Source organism: Sphingopyxis sp. OPL5, assembly GCF_003797775.2.
In the GTDB taxonomy this organism is placed as follows: Bacteria; Pseudomonadota; Alphaproteobacteria; order Sphingomonadales; family Sphingomonadaceae; genus Sphingopyxis.
Map to the genome: position 1 here is coordinate 3,856,376 of NZ_CP060725.1, position 21,109 is coordinate 3,877,484.

Genomic DNA, 21,109 nt, shown 5'->3' on the forward strand with positions numbered 1-21,109 from the left:
GATGTCCGACAATGACGACGAGGTGACGCGCGGCGCCACGGCGGTGCTGATCGTGCCCGAATGGCACGCCCAGCGGCTGTCGCGCGACGTCGACGCTCGCGCCGAAGAAGCGAAGGGGCTGGCGCTCGCGATCGGGCTGGAGGTCGTGGCGGTGTTTCCGCTTCGGCTGCGGCAGACGCGGGCGGCGACGTTGATCGGGGTGGGGCAGATCGATGCGATCAAGGCGGAAGTTGGCGAAGGTGCCGCGCAGCTTGTGATTGTCGATGCGTCGCTGACGGCGATCCAGCAGCGCAATCTGGAGACCGCGTTCGGAACCAAAGTCATTGATCGGACGGGATTAATCCTCGAAATTTTCGGCGAGCGCGCGGCGACGGCCGAGGGGCGGCTGCAGGTCGAACTGGCGCATCTCGACTATCAGGCGGGGCGGTTGGTGCGCAGCTGGACCCACCTCGAGCGCCAGCGCGGCGGCTTCGGCTTCCTCGGCGGCCCCGGCGAAACCCAGATCGAGGCCGACCGCCGGATGATCCGCAACCGCATGGCGCGTATCCGCCGCAGCCTGGAGGATGCCAAGCGGACGCGGCAGTTGCAGCGCGCCAAGCGCCAGCGCGCGCCCTGGCCGGTGGTCGCGCTCGTCGGCTATACCAATGCCGGAAAATCGACGTTTTTCAATCGCTTGACGGGAAGTGACGTCATGGCGGAAGATATGCTGTTCGCGACGCTCGACCCGACGATGCGCGAAATTCGGCTGCCCGGCATTGACAAGGCGATCTTGTCCGACACCGTCGGTTTCGTGTCCGACCTGCCAACCGAATTGGTCGCGGCGTTTCGCGCGACGCTGGAGGAAGTGACGACCGCCGACCTGATCGTCCATGTCCGCGACATCGCGCATCCCGACAGCGAGGCGCAATATGCCGATGTTGTTGCCATCCTCAATTCGCTGGGCGTCAACGGCCCGCAGGACGGCGGGGAAGGGGGCGCCGATGCGCCCGCGGTCATTCCGCAGATCGAGATATGGAACAAGATCGACACCGCCGATTCCGATGAGCGAGCGGCGATCGAAGAGATGGCGGCGCGGCGGAGTGACGTCGCGGTCATCTCGGCGGTCAGCGGCGAGGGCGTCGAAGCGGCCCGGACGCTCATGGCGTCGCAATTGACCGCGCTGCACAGGGTCGAACGCATTTTCCTCGGCTACGACCATGGCGAAGCGGCGGCGTGGCTTCACGCGCGCGGCGAAGTGCTGGGCGACGAGCCGCAGGACGACGGTCATGTGTTGACGGTACGGCTCGATCCCGCCGACAAGGCGCGGTTCGAACGGCTGTGGCCGGCTAGGACCGCTCCGACGCCTTGACCGCCTGCCAATGCGCTTCCTGCGCGTCGAGCGACAGGCCGGCCAGCGTTCCACCCGCGCGGTCTTCCATGGCGGCAAAGCGTCTTGCGAACTTCATGTTGGCGTCACGCAGCGCACTCTCGGCATCGACTCCGAGCTTACTGGCATAGTTGACGACCGCGAAGAGCAGGTCGCCGACCTCTTCATGGCGTTCCTGTTCGTTGGTCGCCGCGGCCACTTCGGCAAGTTCCTCGGCGATCTTGTCGCGCGGGCCATCGGCATCGGGCCAGTCGAACCCGACGCGCGCGGCGCGCGACTGGAGCTTTTCGGCGCGGAGCAACGCCGGCAGCGACAGCGCAACGCCGTCGAGCGCACCCTTGGGACCGTCGGCGGCGCGTTCGTTCGCCTTGATCTGCTCCCATTGCAGCCGCACGTCGGACGTCGTGACGTCACCGAAGATATGCGGATGGCGGCGTTCCATTTTGTCGGAGATCGCGGTCGCGACATCGTCGAAGGTGAACAGGCCATCGTCGGCCGCGATCTGGCTGTGAAAGACGACCTGGAGCAGCAGGTCGCCAAGCTCGTCGCAGATGGCCACAGGATCGCCGCCGGCGATCGCGTCGGCGACCTCATAGGCTTCCTCGATCGTATAGGGCGCGATGGTCGAGAAGTCCTGCGCCAGATCCCATTCGCAGCCGCCGTCGGGGTCGCGCAAGCGGGCCATGACGCCAAGCAGGCGGGCCATGGGGGATGCGGGGGATTCGGTCGTGCCTTGGGACATCAGTTTATCCGATAATATATATTATGTTAAATCTGTGGAGAAGTAGAAGGCGACTGCTTTCCCAATCGTTCGTCATTGTGGGCGAAGCGAAGCAATCCAGAGCGATTCATGCCCGCTCTAGATTGCCGCGTCGCTTCGCTCCTCGCAATGACGAGGCCCTAAGCATAAGTCACGTCACGACCTGCCAAGTTCGGATCACGAGGAAAATCAGGCCGAAGATCGCGATCCAGGCCAGTGCCATCTTGATCCAGTCCTTCATCGGCAATTGGCGCGCGACGAGTGCGCTGACTACCAGCGCCAGCGAACCGATGCCCCAGATCAGATTGACGCCCATGTCGTTCACAGCTGCACCTCCAGCCCGTCATAGCCCGGCTCGACGCCCGGCGGCAGTTCGCCGGCAAGGTCGTCGTAATCCATCGTATTGTCCATATGGGTGATGATCGCGCGCGGATTTCCTACCTTTTCCAGCGCCGCGAGCGACATGGCCAGATGCGGATGCGTCGGGTGCGGATAGCGGCGCAGCGCGTCGATCACGAACAGATCGACACCCTGGAAAAAATCGACCATTTCGTCGGTAAATTTCGAGAAATCAGTCGCATAGCCGATCTTGTGGACACCATCGCTGAAGATGAGTCCGCTGGCCTTGATCGGGCCGTGCGGCATTTCGATCGCCGACACCTCAAGGGGGCCGATCGATTGATGGTCGAGCAGGTCGATCGGATCGACCAACGCCGGATAGCCGGCGTTCCCCGCAAAGGCGTAGGTAAAGCGCCATTTGAGCGTGTCGAGCACATGGTTGCGGGCGTAAGCCGGCACCTGCGAGCCGCGCAGATGCATGATCTGACGCAGGTCGTCGAGGCCATGGCAGTGGTCGGCGTGCTCGTGGGTCCAGATGATGCCGTCGACCGCCCCCACCTCGGCATCGAGCAGTTGCAGCCGCATGTCGGGGCTGGTGTCGACGAGCAGACGGAAACCGCCCAAGGAGATCAGGATCGACGAGCGACTGCGCAGGTTGCGCGGGTTGTCGGGATCGCACTGCCCCCAATCATTGCCGATCCGCGGCACCCCCGACGAGGTACCGCAACCCAGGATGCGAACTTTCATAGTGCGACCTTCATGCCAGACGTGACGTCATGGCGCCGCCTTGTTGAACAAATGGTAGAAATTGGCGCTTGTTGCGGCGCCCAGGACCGCCCTGTCCTCGCCGCGCAGATCGGCGAGATAGGCGAGGGTGTCGGCGACGAAGGCCGGTTCGCCGGTCTTGCCGCGGTGCGGGACGGGGGCAAGGAAGGGGGAATCGGTTTCGATCAGCAGCCGGTCCTGTGGCAGCCACCGCGCGGTCGTCTGAAGATCGGCGGCGTTCTTGAAGGTCACGATGCCCGAGATCGAGATATAGAGGCCGAGCGCCAGGGCCTGCCTTGCAAAATCGTCGCTGGCGGTGAAACAGTGGATCACGCCGGGGAATGTCGTCCTGCCCATCTCCTCGCCGAGCAGCGCGAGCGTATCTTCCTCGGCATCGCGGGTGTGGACGATGATCGGCAGGCCGGTCGCCTGCGACGCGTGGATGTGGCGGCGGAAACTGTCCTGCTGCCGCTGCCGGTCGCTCTTGTCGTAATAATAATCGAGCCCGGTTTCGCCGATGCCGATGACGCGCGGGTGCGCGGCGCGCTCGACGAGCTTCGCGGTGTCGACGTCGGGATGATGGTCGGCGTCGTGCGGATGGATGCCGACGCTGGCCCAGACATCGTCGTTCGCCTCGGCAGCGGCGAGCACATCGTCCCATTCGCTTTCACGCGTCGCGATGTTGAGCATCGCGGTGACGCCGCGGTTGCGGGCGCGCGCCAGCACCTCGTCCTGCTGTTCGGCAAGCCCCTTGTAGTTGAGGTGGCAGTGCGAATCGACGAGCATCAAAGGACCTTCAACGGCTCGTCATTGCGAGGAGCGTAGCGACGAAGCAATCCAGGGCAGTGCAAGGCCGCCCTGGATTGCTTCGCTTCGCTCGCAATGACGAAGTTTATGGGGGCGGTCATTCCCCTTCCCCCTCGGGCAGTTCGAGACGCGGGAAAATCGGGACGGGCTGGCCGACGGTGAAGCCGCTGCCCGCCACCCTGGCGAGCCAGTCGGTGTCGTCGAGCGCCGCAAAGTCCCGCGCGTCGACCGCGATGCCCATCTGGTCGAGCAGATTGTCGGCGGCGGCTGGCACAACCGGGCGGATGGCGATCGCGAGGTCGCGAACGGCGATGAAGAGAGTCATGAGCACAGCGGCCATTCGCTCAGGATCGGTCTTGCGCAGCGCCCAAGGGGCCATTTCATCCACGTACTGATTGCATGCAAAAACTGCCCTCAGCCAAGCGTCAATGCCGACTGAAAAATTCAGTTTCTCAAACTCGCGCGGAAGTTCGGAAGCGCAGGCAATTTTCACGGTGGCAAGCAAGTCCGCGTCCGCCTCTGCATTTCCCGGTATGACGGAAAGTTCGCCGCCCAAATTCTTGAAAATCATCGACAAGCTGCGCTGTGCCAGATTGCCGAAGCTGTTCGCGAGATCGGCGTTGGCGGCGCGCACGATCGCCTCGGCCGAATAGGTGCCGTCCTGACCGAAGCTGACTTCGCGGAGCAGATAATAGCGCAGCGGATCGACCCCGAAGGTGTCGGCGAGGGTCATCGGGTCGACGACGTTGCCGAGCGATTTCGACATCTTCTCGCCGCGGTTGAGCAGGAAGCCGTGCCCGAACACCTGCTTGGGCAAAGGCAGATTGGCGCTCATCAGGAAGGCCGGCCAGTAAACCGTATGAAAACGAACGATATCCTTGCCGATCATGTGGATGTCGGCGGGCCAATATTTGCCCCATTCGCCGTCGGTATCGGGATAGCCGAGCGCCGACATATAGGTGGTCAGTGCATCGACCCAGACATACATGACATGGCCGGGCGACCCCGGCACCGGCACCCCCCAGTCGAAGCTGGTGCGCGAGACGCTGAGATCCTTGAGCCCGCCCTCGACAAAGCGCAGCACTTCGTTGCGGCGGCTTTCGGGGCGGATGAAATCGGGGTTCGTCTCATAGAGCGCGAGCAATTTGTCCTGATAGGCCGAGAGGCGGAAGAACCAGCTTTCTTCGACGGTCCATTCGACCGCGGTCCCCTGCGGCGAGAGTTTGGCCTCCCCTTCCCCCGCGATCAGTTCGCTTTCATCGTAAAAGGCCTCGTCGCGGACCGAATACCAGCCCTCGTAGCGGTCGAGATAGAGATCGCCATTGGCTTCCATCGCGCGCCACAAGGCCTGCGACGCGGCGTGATGCGCGGGGTCGGATGTGCGCATGAAATGGTCGAAACTGATATTCAGTTTGGCATACATCTCACGGAAATATCCTGACATTTCATCAGCGAGTTCGATCGTCGGGCGACCCTGGTCGCGCGCCGTCTGAAACATTTTGAGGCCATGTTCGTCGGTGCCGGTGGTCAGCCGCACGTCGCGGCCGCGGGCGCGCTGGAACCGCGCCATCACGTCGGTCGCGATCGCTTCATAGGCGTGGCCGATATGCGGGCGGCCATTGGGGTAGCTGATCGCGGTGGTGATGTAGAAAGGGGTGTTGGTTTCGGACATGGCCGCGCCTTAGCGGGTGCGGGGCAGAAGGGGAAGTGGCCCCTTCCGCCGCGTCAGCGCGCCGGCATTCCGCGCGGGGCCAGCTCGGCGAGGCAATTGCCGATCTCGAACCCGACCATCGCGCCGTCATACGACCCGCGGATCGCATCGCGAACGGTGCGTTGCACCCTGTCCCATTGCGCGAGTACCGGCGCGATCTCGGCAACCGGGCGCTCGCGTGCGATGCGGGCGAGCAGGCCGGGGACGATGTCGATGACGAGTTCGAGTTTGGCGCGGTTGGCCGTGCCGCCGACCTCGCGCGCGAGCGCTTCGCGCAGGCGATTGCCGGGGTCGCCCGAGGTGGCGATGGCGAGCAGCTTCTTTTCCATCGCGCCGACGTCGCTGTCGATCAGCGCGAGCGCCTTGCCGGGGACGCCGCCCGATGCGGCGACGGTGGCGCGAAGCTCGACCATATCGGCCATCGGGCGCAGTTCGTGCAGCCACGCCGTCATGACGTCATGATCAACCGGTTGAAAACGCACCGTTCTGCACCGCGACCGGATCGTCGGGAGCAGGCGCCCCGGCGAGTGGCTGATCAGGATGAAGACGGTCTGCGCCGGCGGTTCCTCGAGCGTCTTGAGCAGCGCGTTGGACGCGGCAGGCTCCAGATCGTCGATCGCGTCGACAATGATGACGCGCCAGTCGCCGAGCGACAGCGAGAAGTGAAGACGGGCCTTGAGCTCGCGCACCTGGTCGATCGTGATGTTGCGCGCGAGGTCCTTGCCCTTGTCCTTCACCTGTCGGTTGAGGTGGAGAATCTCGGGGTGGTTGCCCGCGGCGACGAGGCGGTCGGCGGCGGTATCGCCGGGGTCGTCGAGAGCGACAGCGGCGCTCGCCCCGCCCTTGTCATGGGTGACGAGGAAGCGTGCGGCGCGCGCGGCGAAGGCGGCCTTGCCCATGCCCTGCGGCCCGGCGAAGAGCCAGGCGTGATGGAGCCGCCCGGCGGACCAGGATTCGAGGAACGCGTTCTCGGCGTCTTGATGCCCGATCAGAGCCATGGTTCGAGCTCGGCGAGGATGGCTGACGTCACGGCGTCGGCGGCGCCTTCGGCGGCGACAACGCGCCAGCGGTCGGGTTCGGCGGCGGCGATCGCGGCGAAGCGCGCGGAGAGGCGCGCCTGATAGTCGGCGGACTTGCTGCCCATGCGGTCGGCGCCGGCGGCGTCACGGACCGAGAGGCGCCTCGCGGCCTCGTCGGTGCCGACGGTGAGCAGGAAGCTGCGGTCGGGAAGCAGGCCTTCGGAGCCGATGCGATGGAGGGTGAGGATGTCGGCATCGGTCAGCCCGCCGCCGGCACCCTGATAGGCGCGCGATGAGTCGACGAAGCGGTCGCAGAGCACCCAGGCGCCGCGTGCCAGCGCCGGGCGAATGGTGCGCGCGACATGGTCGGCGCGCGCGGCGGCGAAGAGCAAAGCTTCGCTGCGCGCGTCCCAGCGGTCGTCGCTGCCGGTCATCAGCAGGGTGCGGATCGCCTCGGCGCCGGGGCTGCCGCCGGGTTCGCGGGTGGTCACGACATCGACCCCGCGCTTCGTGAGCGCGGCCGCGAGGGCGCGGATCTGGGTCGACTTGCCGACCCCCTCGCCGCCTTCGAGCGTGATGAAGCGGCCGCTCACAGTCCGGTGAGCCGGTAGAAGCCGGTGCGCGCGCGGTCGAACCAGCCGCCCTCGCCGACATCGGTCGCGGCGAGCAGCGGCGTGATTTGCGGCGGCAGGCCGTCGGGGGTGACGATAAGGTCGGCGACACGGGTGCCGCGCGCGATCGGCGCGGCGAGCGGGCTCTGGCTGCGAACGGTCGCGCGATAGCCGCCCCGATAGCCCGCGGGCACGGTCATGCGGACCGGGATGGCGGCTTCGGCGGCGAGCATGGGCTTTGCCCCCTGCCCGACATCGATCTGGCCGACCTTGGCGCCGGCGGGGACGATCTCACGCCCTTCCCAGGCATCGAAGCCCCAGGCCATCAACCGTTCGGCCTCGTCGCGGCGCGCCTTTTCGCTGCTCATCCCCGCAACGACCATGATCAGGCGGCGCCCGTCGCGCTTGGCCGAGCCGAGGAAGCAATAGCCGGCGTCGGCGGTGTGGCCGGTCTTGAGCCCGTCGGCCCCTTCGAACCGTCCGAGGATCGGGTTGCGGTTCGGCTGGACGATCGGCTTGCCATCGGGCGATTTGCCGTGTCGGAGGCTGGAAATTGAGAAATAGCGCGCATATCCCGCAGGATGGTCGCGGATCAGCCGGTCGGCCAGCGTGATCAGGTCGGCCGCCGACACCTTGGTGACGCCGCCGTCGGGCCAGCCGCTGGGGGTGCCGAAGCGGCTCGACTTCATATCAATCTTTTTCGCTACCTCGTTCATTCTCTTGACGAAAGCATCCTCGCTGCCGTCGATGCCGACCGCGAGCGCGGTCGCGGCGTCGTTGCCCGAGACGGTGATCAGCCCCTTGAGCAGTTCGTCGACGCTCACCTTCTCGCGGGCGCGGAGGAACATCGTCGAGCCGCCGCGGCGGGCGTTCCATTGTTTCCAGGTCGCGTCGTCGACGGTGAAGACCGTGTCGCGCGACAGCTTGCCCGCCTTGATCAGGTCGAGCACGACATAGGCGGTCATCACCTTGGCCATCGAGGCGGGGGCGAAGCGTTTGTCGGCGCCGCGCGAAAACAGGATCGCGCCCGAATCGAGATCCTTGAGCATCACGATCGGCGCCTGGGTGACATAGAGCGGGCGGCTGACCGCTGCCGGCGCCTTTTGGGCGGGCGCCTTCTTCGCGGGCGGATTGGCGGCGGGCGCGGCGGCAGGGACGAGCAGCAGCGCGAACGCCGCCAAGGCCGCGCCCCCTGCCCTTGTTTTACTGTGCCGGTGTCCCGTCATCGGGCGTCAGCGGTCGCGCTGGACCTGCGCGTCGCGGAACCCCTTGGCCTTGGCCTTGCCGGCGGCGCTCGCCGCCTCGGCCTCGCTGGCGAAGGGCCCCATGCGCACGCGCCAGAGGTTGCCCGCCTTGGTCACCGTGCCGCCGACCGATTTCGCGGCGGCATTGGCGCGGCTCTGGCTGCCGAAGGCGGCGACCTGCACGGCATAACTGCCGCTGGTGGCGGGTGCGGGCTTGGCAGCGGGCGGCGGGGTCGCCGCGGGTTTCGCCGTCGCAGGTTTTGCGGTGGCGGGTTTCGCGGTCGCGGGCTTGGCACCCGGACCTTCGACGATGAAACGGTCGCCGCCCGGCGCGGGGGCCGAGGGGGTGGGTTTGCTCGCGGTCGCGGCGGCCATGCCGGCAGGCGCCGGCCTGTCCTTGAGCTTGTTGCGGAGCAGGACGAGCAACGTGTCGGGGGTCGCAAGCCGTTCGCCGACGGCGCCGCCGCTGCGCAGCTGCGCCTTTTCGGCCATCGGCGGGTTGGTGCGACGGACGCGCACGGCGGCGACGCCGCCGGTGAGGCCGAGCTGCTGCGCGGCCCCGCGCGACAGGTCGATCAACCGGTCATTGGCCATCGGCCCGCGGTCGTTGACGCGCACGACGATGGTGCGTCCGGTATCGAGCGCGGTCACCTCGACATAGCTCGGCAACGGCAGCGTCTTGTGCGCCGCGCTGATTCCGTCGGGGTTGAAGGGCTCGCCGATCGCGGTCGGCGACCCCGCGAGTTCCTCGCCATACCAGCTCGCATAGCCGACATCGTCGTAATCGGCGATGTCGGACGGGGTGTAGGTGGTGCCGGCGACCGTGAAGGGCGCGCCGAGCTTGGGCGGGCCGTCGACCAGCGCGCCGCCGCCGGGGGCAGGCGTCGGCCCGGCCACAGGGCCGCCATCGCGCTTGCCATCGACACTTCCGCAACCCGCCAGCAGCAATGTCGCCGCCAGCATGACCCCCCTATTACCGATCGATTTCATCCGCCAGCAACCCCACAGACAGTGCGTAAAAATTGGAACAATTGTAATCGAGTATCGCACGATAATTGCCGGTCAGCAAATAAGCGGTGCGTCCCGGCCCGTCGGGTTCGAGCAAGGTCGCCTGGACGCGACCGTCGGGCCAATTGCCGCCCGCCAGCTGGAAGCCATCGGCGCGCCATTCGGCGACAGAACGCCACCGGCTGTGACGCGCGAAAACGCGCGGGCAGCGGGTGGGTTCGAGCTTGCTGGCGACGCGCGTCCGGTTGAACCCGGCGGGAACGCTGACCGCGACGCCCCAGGGCTGCCCGGCGCGCCAGCCGGCGCGGCGCAGATAGGCGCCGATCGATTCGATCGCATCGGCCTCGCTCGACCAGATATTCGCCTTGCCGTCGCCGTCGCCGTCCTCGGCGACCTGCAGATAGACCGAGGGCAGGAATTGCGGATAGCCGAAGGCGCCGGCCCAGCTGCCCTTGAGCACCTGTCGCGGCACGCCCTGTTCGACCATCTGCAATGTCGCGAGGAATTCGGGTTCGAACAGGCTGCGGCGGCGCCCTTCATAGGCGAGGGTCGCCAGCGCCTCGGGCAGGTCGAAATTGCCGGTGACCTGGCCGTAGGCGGTTTCATGGCCGTAGATCGCGATCATGATGCTGGTCGGCACCCCGGTGCGCTGCTCGATGCGCGACAGCAAGGGCAGCAGCCGATCGTGGACGCGGCGTCCGCCGCCGATGCGCGCGGCATCGACATGCTTGAGTTTATAGGGGGCGAAGGCTGGGATCGGGGTGTCGTTGGTCGGCGGCGCGCCGAGATTGTCGCGGTCGAGCGCAATGACGCGCGGATTGTAGCGCAGCCCGATGGTCACCCGGTCGAAGGTCGCACGCGACACGCCGCGCGCCTGCGCCTTGGGCCATAGCGACTGGATATAGGTATCGAAGCCGGGGTCGCCGCTTTGGGCATGGAGCGGCGCCGAGGCGGTGAGCATCCACGCCGATACGAACGCCGCGAACAGCGAGAAAAAGCGTGTGATTCCGAAACTTGCAGTGCGCATCATGTCCCACCCCATAAGCAAGGTCTGACACAGATGCACGCTGAATGACCAGCCTGCGACCCGATGAAGCGAGTCATAAGCGCGGCGGACGGAGAACCGCCGGCCCGCCGCGCCGCCGGACAAGGTTTCGCTTGCCGCAAGCCGCGCGCGCGCTATGGCGCGGGCGGAGGACAGGTGGCCGAGTGGTTTAAGGCAGCGGTCTTGAAAACCGCCGTGGGTGCAAGCTCACCGTGGGTTCGAATCCCACCCTGTCCGCCAAAAGCCGAGGGCAATCAGAAATTCCAGGCCAGCGTTCCCAGCCAGCTGTGCGAACCGAAGTTGCCCTTGAAGGTCTGGCCGCCCTGGATACTGGTATATTTGAAGCCTTCGCCGTGGATGAGGCGATATTTGACGCCAAGGTCGAGGTTCTTCGACAACGGGATATAGGCGCCGACGATGGCCTGTCCGACCAGCCGGGTCGATGATGCGTCGATGAACGGATCGAGCAGCAGGCGGCTGCGGAAGCGGCTGGCTTTCACATTCTGAAACCCGATGCCAAGGCCGCCGTAAAGGCCGATTTTCCCGTTGCCGCCGGTTTCGACGATGATGTTCGCCATCAGCGCTTTGCGGTGCGTATAGCCTTTGACATCGGGATAGAGCGCCGGCTGCGCGACTTCGGGACCGGTGAGCAAGGTCGGCACGTTGACGATATAGTCGTGAATACGGCTGCGCTGGGCGATGAACTCACCCTCTGCGCGGATCGTCCCGAAGTCGTAACCGACTGAAAGCGCCGTATCGAACTGGCCGGTGTGATAATCGACGCGGTTGGCCTGCTTTATGCCATCGACACGAAATTCGGTGTCGAGCGGATCGGTGAGCCCGAGCGCATATTGGACATAGGCTTCGCCGTCGCGCGCCTGGACGGCGGTCGGCGCCAACAAGGTGGATGCCAGTATCGCCGCGGCCAGCACGGCGGAACAGCTGTTGCTCGAAATCATGACCTACCCCACCCGATTGCCGATCGACGATATGGCCGGATTTCCGATGGCACAATCGAAAGCAGCCCTATCGCGCAGGTGATAGGGCCATATTTACAACTCTTTATCCACCGATAAATACGGCGGCTCGCGCCTCGTCTCGACCGTCAGATGGGCGATTTCCGATATGCTCGCCAGCCGCCGGCGGATCGCGTTACAGTCGCCGCCATCGACCGAGACGATGGCGGCGTGCGCGGCGGGGCCGACGCGCCAGACGTGGAGGTCGGCGAGGCGGATGTCGCCTTCGGCCTCGAGGGTGTCGCGGATCTTCGCCTCGAGCGCGGGTTCGCTGCTGTCGAGCAGCACCGACGCGGTGTCGCGGATCAGCGACCAGGCCCAGATGGCGATGACGACGGCGCCGACGATGCCGATGACGGGGTCGAGCCAGATCCATCCGAGGTACCGCCCGCCGAGCAGCGCCGCGATCGCCATCACCGAGGTCAGCGCATCGGCGAGGACATGGAGATAGGCCGAGCGCATATTGTTGTCGCTGTGCCGCGCAGGCTTGGCATGGTCGTGGTGGTGGTGATCGTGGCCGTGACCATGGTGATCATGGTCGTCGTGCGCATGATTGTGGTGCGCATGGCCGTGGCTTTGCCCCGGACCATGGCTGTGACCACCGCCGAGCAGCACCGCGCAGACGATGTTCACCACGAGGCCGATGGTGGCGACGATGGTGGCGTCGAGGAAGTCGACCGGGCGCGGATCAAGCAGGCGTTGCGCCGATTCAAAGGCGATACCGAGCGCGACGATGCCGAGGATCAGTGCCGAGGCGAAGCCGGCGAGGTCGCCGACCTTGCCGGTGCCGAAGCTGTAGCGCGGGTTGCGGGCATGTTTGCGCGCATAAGCATATGCGATGGCGGCAATGCCGAGCGCGCCGGCGTGGGTCGCCATATGAAAGCCGTCGGCGAGCAGCGCCATCGAGTTGTAGGCGATCCCCGCGACGATTTCGGCGACCATCATCACCGCGGTGATCGCGACCACCCACAGGGTGCGGCGGCCGTTTTCGTCGTGGCCGGGGCCGAGGAAGACATGGTCGTGGGTGAGGTCGTCGACCTGGCTATCGAAAGACATTGTGCCGCCCCTATTTGCCGTAGCGCCGGATGACCGTCAGCAGCTCGTCCGCCGCTTCGCTGCGCTCCGCGTCGGTGAGTCCCGGACGCGCGAGATGTTCGCGGACATGGTCCTCGACCAGTTCGTCGGCGAGCCCGAGGACCGCCCCGCGAACTCCCGCGACATGGTGCAGCACCGCCGAACAACTGGCGTCGTCGATGATCGCCTTTTCGATCGCGGCGACTTGTCCGGCGATCCGGCGGACGCGAGCAAGGAGTTGATCCTTGTTGGGTTTCAGATGCGACATGGGATAGCCCCCTACCCTATATTGCCTGTCATGAACAGCCGCAGACGCATCAATGCGCGCTGACCTTCGAGAAGAGGTTCATCACCGCGACGCCGCTGATGATCAACCCCATACCGACGATCGCGGGCGCATCGAGCTTCTGGCCCTGAAACGCCCAGGCGACGGCGGCGATCAGCACGATGCCCGCCCCCGACCAGATCGCATAGGCGATGCCGGTCGGGATGGTGCGCAGGGTGAGCGAGAGGAAATAGAAGGCGATGGCATAGCCGACGACGGTGACGACCGACGGCAGCAATTTGGTGAAGCCCGCCGACCATTTGAGGCACGAGGTCGCGATGACCTCCGCGACGATCGCCAGCGCCAGATAGAGATAGTTCATCGCCTTCTCCTTCCCTGCGGCGTCAGCCGAACAGGCCGGCCGCCTGTATCAGCACCCAGATGCCGATGACGAGGAAAAGTACGGCGGCGACCTTGCGCACCGTGTCGAGATTGACGCGCTTGAGCAGTTCGTGGCCGAGGAAGATCGCCGGGACATTGGCGATCATCATGCCGAGGGTGGTGCCGGTCGTGACGAGCAGCACGCTGTGATATTGGGCGCCGAGCGCGATCGTCGCGACCTGCGTCTTGTCGCCCATTTCGACGAGGAAGAAGGCGACGAGCGTGGTCAGGAAGGCGCCGAAGCGCGGCTTGGGGGCTTCATCGTCGTCGAGCTTGTCGGGGACGAGGGTCCATGCCGCCATCGCGATGAAGCTGAGGCCGATGGCATAGCGGAAGACCGGGCTGTCAAGAAACGACGCCGCGGACGCGCCGAGCAGCGCGGCGAGCGCGTGGTTGGCGAGGGTGGCGAAGAGAATGCCGAAGATGATCGGCACCGGCTTGTTGAAGCGCGTCGCGAGCAGGATCGCGAGCAATTGCGTCTTGTCGCCGATTTCGGCGAGCGCGACGACGGCGGTCGAGGTGAAGAGGGCTTCCATGGATAGACTCCGGGGCCGGGCGGCGTTGCGATTCCAACGGACATCGATACCCGCCGCCCGGCCCGGACGTGGGGTCGATGCCATTGGTCTCGCCCAAGCGGTGTTCCCGCTTCCACCGCACCACGGCCTCTCGACCGAGTATGTTGACACGATGGCCCGTCCTGAACGGACGGCTGGCTACTCCCCAGATGACGGGGCGGGGTTAGACGGGGACGCTTCGGGAGGCAAGGCTTTTGGTTCCGCCTCCCCCGCATCCTTCGCCGCCTTGTCCGCCGCCGCGATGTCGGCGTCCATTGCCTTGGCGCGCGCGTCGATTTCCTTTGCCGCCTTGTCGAAGCGATCCTCGAACTTCGGCTCCTCCTTGCAGGCGGCGAGGAGCAGGGGCAGCAGGAGGAGCGCGGCGCGCATCAATAATCCTTGCGGTAGCGGACGCTGAAATTGGTCTGGCCCGATCCGCCGGCCTGGCTGAGGATCGACAGCGCCGGGGTCAGGCTGATTTCGAGCTGGGTCGCGGTGTAGCCGCGACCGTCGGTGATCACCTCGATATAGATATCGTTGGTGATGTGCTGGCCCGCCGCGAGCGCGGTGCCGCGCCCCTGCGTATCGTCGGGGCTGAGCACCCGGAGGCGGTCGATGCCGGTCGCCGATTGTAGCGCGCCGAGCGGGCTGAGGCCACCGCTGCCGCGCAGGCTGTTGAGCGAAGCGGCAAGCTGGACCGCCTGCAGCGGCGACAACGCGGTGATCGAATCACCGAACAGGATGCGCGACACGATCTCGTCCTGCGGCAGGCCGGGGACGCTGGAGAAGGCGATCTGCGGGTTCTGGGCGCGGCCCGACACGTTGACCGTGACGGTGACGTCGTCGAACGTGTCGCTCGCGATCAGGCGGATCGACGGATCATAGGCATCGCCGGTCGGGAAGGTCACCCTGCCCTCTTCGAGGTCGAAAGAGCGGCCCGCGAAACCGAGCGTCCCGCGCACCAGTTCGATCTCGCCGGTGACGCGCGGCGCTTCCGTCGTGCCCTTCAGCGTGACGTCGGCCATCCATTCGGATTCGAGCCCCATGCCGCTGACATAGATTTCGTCGCCGGCACGCAGGCGGACGTCGAGGCGGATCAGGTCGAACAGGCTGCCGCCCACCGCGGCCATGCCGTCGCCGCTGATCCGCTGGCGCCCGGCGGGGGGCTTGCGGCGGACGCCGGTCAGCACCGGCACGCTCGCGGCGCCCTGGCGGACGATCTTGTAGCGCGTTTCGGGAAGGCGGAGGTCGCCCGAGAGCAGCGCGGTCTGGCCCGCGACCTTTTCGAGCGTCAAATTGCCGGTGGCGCGCGCTGCCAGATTGTCGCTGCGCGCGAGGCGGGCGTTGTCGAGCACGGCGTCGATCTTCATCGGATAGCCGCTCGCCGCGGCAAGGCTGACATAGCCCGACGCCTTGACGGTGCCGTCGCCGGCGGTCGCAGTCATCTGTTCGATTTCGAGGCGGTCGCCCGAGAAGCGGCCGTTGACGACCATGTTGGTCAGCCGCGTGCCATAGGTCAGATTCTCATAGGTCAGCGCATTGCCGCGCACGACCCCGTTCAGGCAGGGAGCCATCAGGCGGCAGCTGAAATCGGCGGCGACGCCGATCGGCCCGGCGATGCGCTGATCGCCCGATCCCACGAAGGAGAAGAGCGTGTCGGCGGGGCCGTTGTAGCGGATGCCGCCGCTGAGCGGCGCGGCCTGCAGCCGCGTCATCCAGGTACCTGCGCCGGGGGGCAGCGGGCGGAGCGAGGCCTGGAGGCGTCCGATGACGCTGCCGCGCTTGCGCATAACGGCGCTGGCCTCGCCGCCGTCGGCGAGCAGCTTGCCGGCGAAATTGACGTCGACCGGCTGGCTGACCGTCGCGGCGGTGGTGCGGGTGAAACCGGTGATCGTCAGGCGCGCGTCGGCGCGCGGGAAGCTGTCGGCGCTGGCCTGTTCGAAATCGAGGCTGCCCGTCGCGCGGCCGCCCAGGCCGAGGTCGGGATAGACCGCGTTGAGCATCGCGAGATTGACGCGGTCGAGCCGGCTCTGGACCATGATGCCGTCGCCGAACCGCCCCGCGAGCCGCGCGCTGCTTCCGCGCCCGAAATCGACGTTGGTGGGCAGCAGTTCATACCCATCCTTGCCGGGGATGATGCGCGCCGGGCTGGTGGTGCGGAAATTGATGCCGGTGGCGCGGCCCTGCACCGAGGCGCGCCACAGATCGGGTTGCAGATCGGCGTTGGCGGCGACGCGGAAGGGCACGCCGCTCGTCCCCTCGACCAGCGCCTGCGCCTTGCCGGTGCCGTTCTGGTAATCGATCTTGACGCGGCCGACCGCGATGTCGAATTCGCGGATGCGCGTCTGGGCGATCTGGATGTCGGCGATGACGCGCGGCTGGTCGTAGAGGATGACATCGGCATCGACGATCGCCGAGCCGATCGCGAGCTGGGCCGGCCCGGGCAGCACGACATTGTTGGCGCGCACGTTGATGGCTGCGGCCTGATACTGGCCCGCGGCGCTGAGGCGGACGAGGCCGCCGAGGCCCTGACCCGAGGCGTCGAGCTGGCCGACGAAGGGCCCGGCGGCGCCCTGCACGAGCTGCCCCTTGAAACCGATGCCCGACAGGTCGCCGCGCTCGATATCGATCGTCAGCGGCCCCTTGGCGGTGATCAGCACGACGTCGGCGCTGAGCGGACCATAGTCGGTGTCGCCGGTCGCGGCGAGGCGGTAGCCACCGGTTGCGCCGGTGATCCGCGCGACGAGGTTCTGGAGTCCGATCCCGAGGCCCGGGCGATCGGCGGTGAGCGTCGCGCGTGAATCGGTGATCGTGCCCGCGAGTTGCAGGCCGAGCGGGCCATATTCGGTCGAGGACGCGCGGGCGGTCAGGTTGATCTGGCCATTGGGGTTGTAGGTCCCCTGCCCGCTGACAACCCGCATCAGCGGCGCGCTCATGCGCAGGTTGGCGAAGCGGATGATCCCGTCGGTGCCGTAACGCACGTCGCTCGACGCCGTGGCGTTGCCGCCCAGCACGTTGCGGACGCCCGAGTTGAACAGCTGGGTCGAGCGGGCGCGGACGCGGCCGACGATCTCAAACCCGCCGTTCGCCGCGGTCTTGAGGTCGGCGTCGGTGTTGATGTCGAAGATGCCGACGCTTTCGATGCGATAATCGTCGATGCGGCCGTCGATCGCGCCGGTATAGAAACCGCGGTTGAGGTCGGCGATCAGGATCGCCTTGGCATCGATGCGGCTCGACCGCAGGCGCATATTGTCGCTGAGCAGACGGCCGTCCTTGTAAGCGAGGTCGCCGTTGAGGCTCACCTGCACCAACGTGCCGCCGGCGACGGTGTCGAGGCCGCGGATGCGGCTGGCGCGGCCTGCGACGGGGATGAAGATCTGGTCGGGATCGACCCGCGCCTTGCCCGACAGGGTCAGCGCCTCGATGACGATGTCGTTGACCGCGAGGCTGGTCGCATTGGCCTGATATTCGACCGTCGGCAGGCGGAATTCACCGTCGAGACGGGCCTGCGCGCGCAGCCCGCTGCCGCGTACATAAGGGGCGATGGCGCCGGGCTTGAGGAGGACGAAGGCGACCTGCAACCCGTCATAACGGCTGGTACCGAGGTCGATACCGCCGCTGAGTCCGACGCGCGCGGCGTCGGACGAAATGCGGCCGTCGAGACCGACCTTGCGCTCGGCCAGCCGGGCCGTGAGGTCGATCGCGGTTTCGGTGCCGAGCATGTCGGCGACGGGGCCGGCGGCGAGCAGGCGCGACGGCCGGGCCGTGCCCTTGACCGCGAACACCCCGTCGCGCGCGGCAAGGCCGAGGCGCGCGAGCGGCTGGCTGCCGAGGTTGCCGGTCAGCGTGCCGTTCCAGACCTTCCAGTCACCCTTACCCGAGAGTTTCGCGGTCAGCGGCTCCTTGAATCCACCCATCGCCGCGAGCACACCGCCCTGCGGCGCGTTGATGTCCATGTCGATCGACAGCCGGTTCGTCTCGGGCACGGCGTCGAGGATCAGCGCAAGCTTGTCGCCCTTCGCCTTGCCCCCGACCGTTTCGGCGTTGGCGGTGACCTGTGCGCGGCGGTCGGCGATCGCAACCTTGCCGGTGATGCGCGCTTCCTGCCGTTCGCCCGCGACGGCGGGTTCGAAGATGAAGCGGTCGACCTGCACTTTCGCGACATCGATATCGAGGTCGGGCAGCAAGGGTTCGCCGGTATCGGGAACTGGCTTGAACGCGGGTATCCGTGCCAGCGTCATCGTCCGCGCGGTCGCCGAGCGGATGTCGACATGGTTCGATAGGTAAGCGAAGGGCCGCCAGTCGACCTTGACCTCGGGCGAGCGCAGGAAGACGCCTTTGGTATCGGACAGGGTGAGTTCACGGATCGACATCGCGCCATAGAGCGAGCCGTCGAGCCGACCGATCCCGATCTTCATCCCGTTTTCGAATTCATATTTTTCGATCTGGGTGACGACGAAACGCCGCCCGGCATCGCTGTTGAGCCCGATGAGGAAGAGGCCGATCAGCGCGATCAGGCCGACGATCGTGATGCCGACGCCGCGCGCGATGCGGCGCGGCCAGGACGGCTTTGCCTTTGGCGGCGGCGGGCTATCGTCGAAGGCGGCGTCGGCGGCCATCAGAAAGCCTGCCCGATCGAGACATAGACGCTGACCCGGCCTTCACCCGGCTGGCGATCGATCGGAGTCGCGATGTCGAGGCGCATCGGACCGAAATTGGTGTAGAACCGCCCGCCGATGCCGACACCGTAGCGCAGGTTCGAAAAATCCGGGGTCGAGCCGCGATAGACCTGCCCCGCGTCGACGAAGCCCACGATACCATAGTTCCCAAAGCGATAGCGGGCCTCGACCGCCGCTTCGTTGACGCTGCGGCCCCCGATCGGGTCGTTGTTCGGGTCTTTGGGCCCCAGTTCCTGATAACCGAAGCCGCGCACCGAACCGCCGCCGCCGGCATAGAAGCGCCGCGACGGCGCGAGATTTTCGCGCGAGGCACCGAGGATCGAGCCGACGCGGACGCGCCCCGCGAGCACGACGCTGTCGGTCACCGGATAATAGCCGCTCGCATCGATCCGGACGCGGGCATAGGGCGAGAAGCTGCCGCTGAGCGAGCCTTCGGGCTGGATCAGCGTGGTGACGCGGAAACCCTTGCTCGGGTTAAGCAGATTGTCGCTGCGGTCGATGCCGACCTGGCCGGACAAGCCCGCGATATAATAGAGGCTGCGGTCGCGCGCGCCGAGGAGGAAGCTGTAGTCGTCTTCACTCGTGGCGATCAGATCGAGGCCATAGGCATAGGTGATCTTTTTCTGCCAGATCGGCGTCGATTCGCGGCTGACGCGAAAACCGACACGCCCGGTCAGCGCCTCGAATGCGTTGTAATTGCTGCGCGATGCTTCGGCGACCAGTTCGAAGGTGCGGTCGCGGCGCCCGGCGTTCGAGCGGCGGAAGGTGACGCCCAGCGCCTGTTCCTGCGTTCCCGCGATGCCGCGGACGATCAGCGCGCCTTCGGGCGGGAACAGGTTGCGGTGAGTCCAGCTTCCCTCGACCCGGATACCCTGACCGGTGCCATAGCCCGCACTCGCAGCGAGAGTGCGCGGCGGCCCCGCCTCCTGCGTCACCAGCATCGTGACAAACTCGGTGTCGTCGCCTGCACTTTCACCGGTCTTTTGCGGTTCGACAGACACGGTCGAGAACAGCCCGGTCGCGACGAGCGCCTGGCGGAGGTCGTCGGCCCTGCGGCTGTCATAAAGGTCGCCGCGCTTGAACCGCGCCAGCAGTTCGACATGCTCGACATCGAAGGCCTGCTTGCCGGTCGTCTCGAAGCCGCCGAAGCGCGCGCGGGGCCCGATTTCGACGGGCAAGGTGTAAACCCCGTCACCGGTCGCTCCATCGAGCAGGATGTCGCGTTGCCCGACGACCGCGAACGGATAGCCCTCCTCGGGCAGTTTGAGCGCGATCGCCGCCTCGGCCCCCTGGACGCGTTGCGCGACGATCGGTTCGCCGATCGCCAGCGGGAAATTATCCTTGATCAGCGTTGGCGGCACCGTCGGCGCGGCGTTGATGACGATGTCGGAGAGGGTGTAGCGCTGCCCCGGCACGACATCGATAATCGCGACCAGCGACCGCGGACGCCCGGACTGACCCTGCGTGGTTGTGGCGGCGGGGCCATCCGCAGTTCGGTTTCCGCGGTCAGTGCCGTCATTGTCGCTGCCGCCGCTGCGGTCGATCCGCGTTTCGACCTGCGCGTCATAATAGCCCTCCGAGGCGAGGATACGCCGCATCAGGTCGGCATCGGCGGTCAGGCGGGCGCGGACCATCGACGCATTGGCGGCTTCGCCATCGCCATCGTAGAGCGCCGACAGGTCGCCGAACAGGTCGGCGAGGTCGGCGTCGGTGCCGTCGTCGGCGGGCGCAAGGCCGTTGACCTGAACCGTGTAAGCGATCTTGACCGTTTCGTCGGCGGATTCGGGTTCGGCGAATTCGACCGGTTCGACGTTGAAGCTTTCGAGCGAGGGCAGCGGCGCGGCGAGTTCGGTGTCGCTGATCGGCGCGTCGCCGATCGCCTCGACCGCATCGCCGTCGGCCAGCGCCGGAGTGGGGGCGGGTTCGGAGCCGGGCGGCGCTTCACCTTGTGTCGCGGCCTTTGCCGCCTGCCGGCGTTCGAATTCGGCGATCGATTCGAGCGGGACGCCGAGTTCGGGGTCGTCCTCGGCCGAAATTGGAGGGATGGCGCGATCGAACTCGTCATCCTCGATGATCGGTTCGACCGGCGGGAAAACCGCATCGGGCGGCGGCGGGGTGGGCTTGGCCAGCTCGGTTTCGGGCGCGGCGTCGGGAGCAATCGTTTCGGTGACCGGTGGCGGCTGCGGCGCCACTTGCCCATGCGCAGTCGTTGCGGCGAGGCAGAGCAAGGATGCCGACAGCGCGAGCGTTGGACGCAGCGACGTCCTCGTCGCGGTCCGGCGGATCAATTCGCGAAGGTTTTCAGAATCTTGCATCTGCTGCCCGCTACCAGATGCGCTTCTGTCCGCTGACGCGCAGCGGCGCAACCAGATTCTGGCGGTTTTGCGATGACTTGCGGTGCGATG

The 21,109-nt window shown here is 66.5% G+C and carries 19 protein-coding genes and 1 tRNA gene; 2 read left to right on the plus strand and 18 right to left on the minus strand.

The window, feature by feature from the left end; all coding sequences use genetic code 11:
- The first annotated feature begins 1 nt into the window (after window position 1).
- A complete protein-coding gene (gene hflX / locus EEB18_RS18605; RefSeq protein ID WP_187140159.1) occupies window positions 2-1,348 on the plus strand; it encodes a GTPase HflX in 1,347 nt (448 codons plus the stop codon).
- On the opposite strand, the gene mazG is transcribed toward hflX, so the two are convergent.
- The 10 genes from mazG to EEB18_RS18655 form a co-directional block, all read right to left on the minus strand.
- Window positions 1,326-2,072 carry a nucleoside triphosphate pyrophosphohydrolase gene (gene mazG / locus EEB18_RS18610; RefSeq protein WP_187140158.1) on the minus strand — a complete coding sequence of 249 codons (747 nt, stop codon included), beginning with the start codon at window positions 2,070-2,072 and terminating at the stop codon, window positions 1,326-1,328. The two genes, hflX and mazG, sit on opposite strands and share 23 nt — an antisense overlap.
- 205 nt (window positions 2,073-2,277) lie before the next feature.
- On the minus strand, window positions 2,278-2,451 hold the full coding sequence (locus tag EEB18_RS18615; RefSeq protein WP_156377824.1) for a hypothetical protein: 174 nt from the start codon (window positions 2,449-2,451) through the stop codon (window positions 2,278-2,280).
- The gene (locus tag EEB18_RS18620; RefSeq protein WP_187140157.1) at window positions 2,448-3,212 is read right to left on the minus strand and encodes an MBL fold metallo-hydrolase; all 765 of its coding nucleotides are present in this window, start codon (window positions 3,210-3,212) and stop codon (window positions 2,448-2,450) included. Before EEB18_RS18620 ends, EEB18_RS18615 begins: the two co-directional genes overlap by 4 nt.
- Before the next feature lie 27 nt (window positions 3,213-3,239).
- Window positions 3,240-4,016, minus strand: a complete 777-nt coding sequence (locus EEB18_RS18625; RefSeq protein WP_187140156.1) for a TatD family hydrolase — start codon at window positions 4,014-4,016, stop codon at window positions 3,240-3,242.
- Between the two features lie 118 nt (window positions 4,017-4,134).
- On the minus strand, window positions 4,135-5,709 hold the full coding sequence (gene metG, locus EEB18_RS18630) for a methionine--tRNA ligase (protein ID WP_187140155.1): 1,575 nt from the start codon (window positions 5,707-5,709) through the stop codon (window positions 4,135-4,137).
- A gap of 53 nt (window positions 5,710-5,762) precedes the next feature.
- A complete protein-coding gene (locus EEB18_RS18635; protein WP_187140154.1) occupies window positions 5,763-6,746 on the minus strand; it encodes a DNA polymerase III subunit delta' in 984 nt (327 codons plus the stop codon).
- Window positions 6,737-7,360: a dTMP kinase gene (gene tmk / locus EEB18_RS18640; RefSeq protein WP_187140153.1), complete on the minus strand. Its 624-nt coding sequence runs from the start codon at window positions 7,358-7,360 to the stop codon at window positions 6,737-6,739. The genes EEB18_RS18635 and tmk overlap by 10 nt, the downstream gene beginning before the upstream one ends.
- On the minus strand, window positions 7,357-8,559 hold the full coding sequence (locus tag EEB18_RS18645) for a D-alanyl-D-alanine carboxypeptidase family protein (RefSeq protein ID WP_187140152.1): 1,203 nt from the start codon (window positions 8,557-8,559) through the stop codon (window positions 7,357-7,359). Before EEB18_RS18645 ends, tmk begins: the two co-directional genes overlap by 4 nt.
- 51 nt (window positions 8,560-8,610) lie before the next feature.
- On the minus strand, window positions 8,611-9,585 hold the full coding sequence (locus EEB18_RS18650) for a septal ring lytic transglycosylase RlpA family protein (protein WP_262408002.1): 975 nt from the start codon (window positions 9,583-9,585) through the stop codon (window positions 8,611-8,613).
- A 10-nt stretch (window positions 9,586-9,595) separates the two neighbouring features.
- The gene (locus EEB18_RS18655) at window positions 9,596-10,660 is read right to left on the minus strand and encodes a lytic transglycosylase domain-containing protein (protein ID WP_187140150.1); all 1,065 of its coding nucleotides are present in this window, start codon (window positions 10,658-10,660) and stop codon (window positions 9,596-9,598) included.
- 165 nt (window positions 10,661-10,825) lie between these two features.
- On the opposite strand from EEB18_RS18655, the gene EEB18_RS18660 reads away from it, so the two are divergent.
- Window positions 10,826-10,915, plus strand: a tRNA-Ser gene (locus EEB18_RS18660).
- Between the two features lie 14 nt (window positions 10,916-10,929).
- On the opposite strand, the gene EEB18_RS18665 is transcribed toward EEB18_RS18660, so the two are convergent.
- The 8 genes from EEB18_RS18665 to EEB18_RS18700 form a co-directional block, all read right to left on the minus strand.
- Window positions 10,930-11,634: an outer membrane beta-barrel protein gene (locus EEB18_RS18665; RefSeq protein WP_187140149.1), complete on the minus strand. Its 705-nt coding sequence runs from the start codon at window positions 11,632-11,634 to the stop codon at window positions 10,930-10,932.
- A gap of 93 nt (window positions 11,635-11,727) precedes the next feature.
- Window positions 11,728-12,747, minus strand: a complete 1,020-nt coding sequence (gene dmeF / locus EEB18_RS18670; protein ID WP_187140148.1) for a CDF family Co(II)/Ni(II) efflux transporter DmeF — start codon at window positions 12,745-12,747, stop codon at window positions 11,728-11,730.
- Between the two features lie 10 nt (window positions 12,748-12,757).
- Window positions 12,758-13,033 carry a metal/formaldehyde-sensitive transcriptional repressor gene (locus tag EEB18_RS18675; protein WP_056351476.1) on the minus strand — a complete coding sequence of 92 codons (276 nt, stop codon included), beginning with the start codon at window positions 13,031-13,033 and terminating at the stop codon, window positions 12,758-12,760.
- Window positions 13,034-13,082: 49 nt separating this feature from the next.
- Entirely contained in the window at window positions 13,083-13,412 is a 330-nt protein-coding gene (locus tag EEB18_RS18680; protein ID WP_187140147.1) for an SMR family transporter, read from the minus strand.
- A 22-nt stretch (window positions 13,413-13,434) separates the two neighbouring features.
- A complete protein-coding gene (locus EEB18_RS18685) occupies window positions 13,435-14,007 on the minus strand; it encodes a TMEM165/GDT1 family protein (RefSeq protein WP_187140146.1) in 573 nt (190 codons plus the stop codon).
- Between the two features lie 177 nt (window positions 14,008-14,184).
- Window positions 14,185-14,415: a hypothetical protein gene (locus EEB18_RS18690; protein WP_056351484.1), complete on the minus strand. Its 231-nt coding sequence runs from the start codon at window positions 14,413-14,415 to the stop codon at window positions 14,185-14,187.
- A complete protein-coding gene (locus EEB18_RS18695) occupies window positions 14,415-18,644 on the minus strand; it encodes a translocation/assembly module TamB domain-containing protein (RefSeq protein ID WP_187140145.1) in 4,230 nt (1,409 codons plus the stop codon). Before EEB18_RS18695 ends, EEB18_RS18690 begins: the two co-directional genes overlap by 1 nt.
- Window positions 18,644-21,019: a BamA/TamA family outer membrane protein gene (locus EEB18_RS18700; RefSeq protein WP_187140144.1), complete on the minus strand. Its 2,376-nt coding sequence runs from the start codon at window positions 21,017-21,019 to the stop codon at window positions 18,644-18,646. The genes EEB18_RS18695 and EEB18_RS18700 overlap by 1 nt, the downstream gene beginning before the upstream one ends.
- Between the last annotated feature and the right edge of the window lie 90 nt (window positions 21,020-21,109).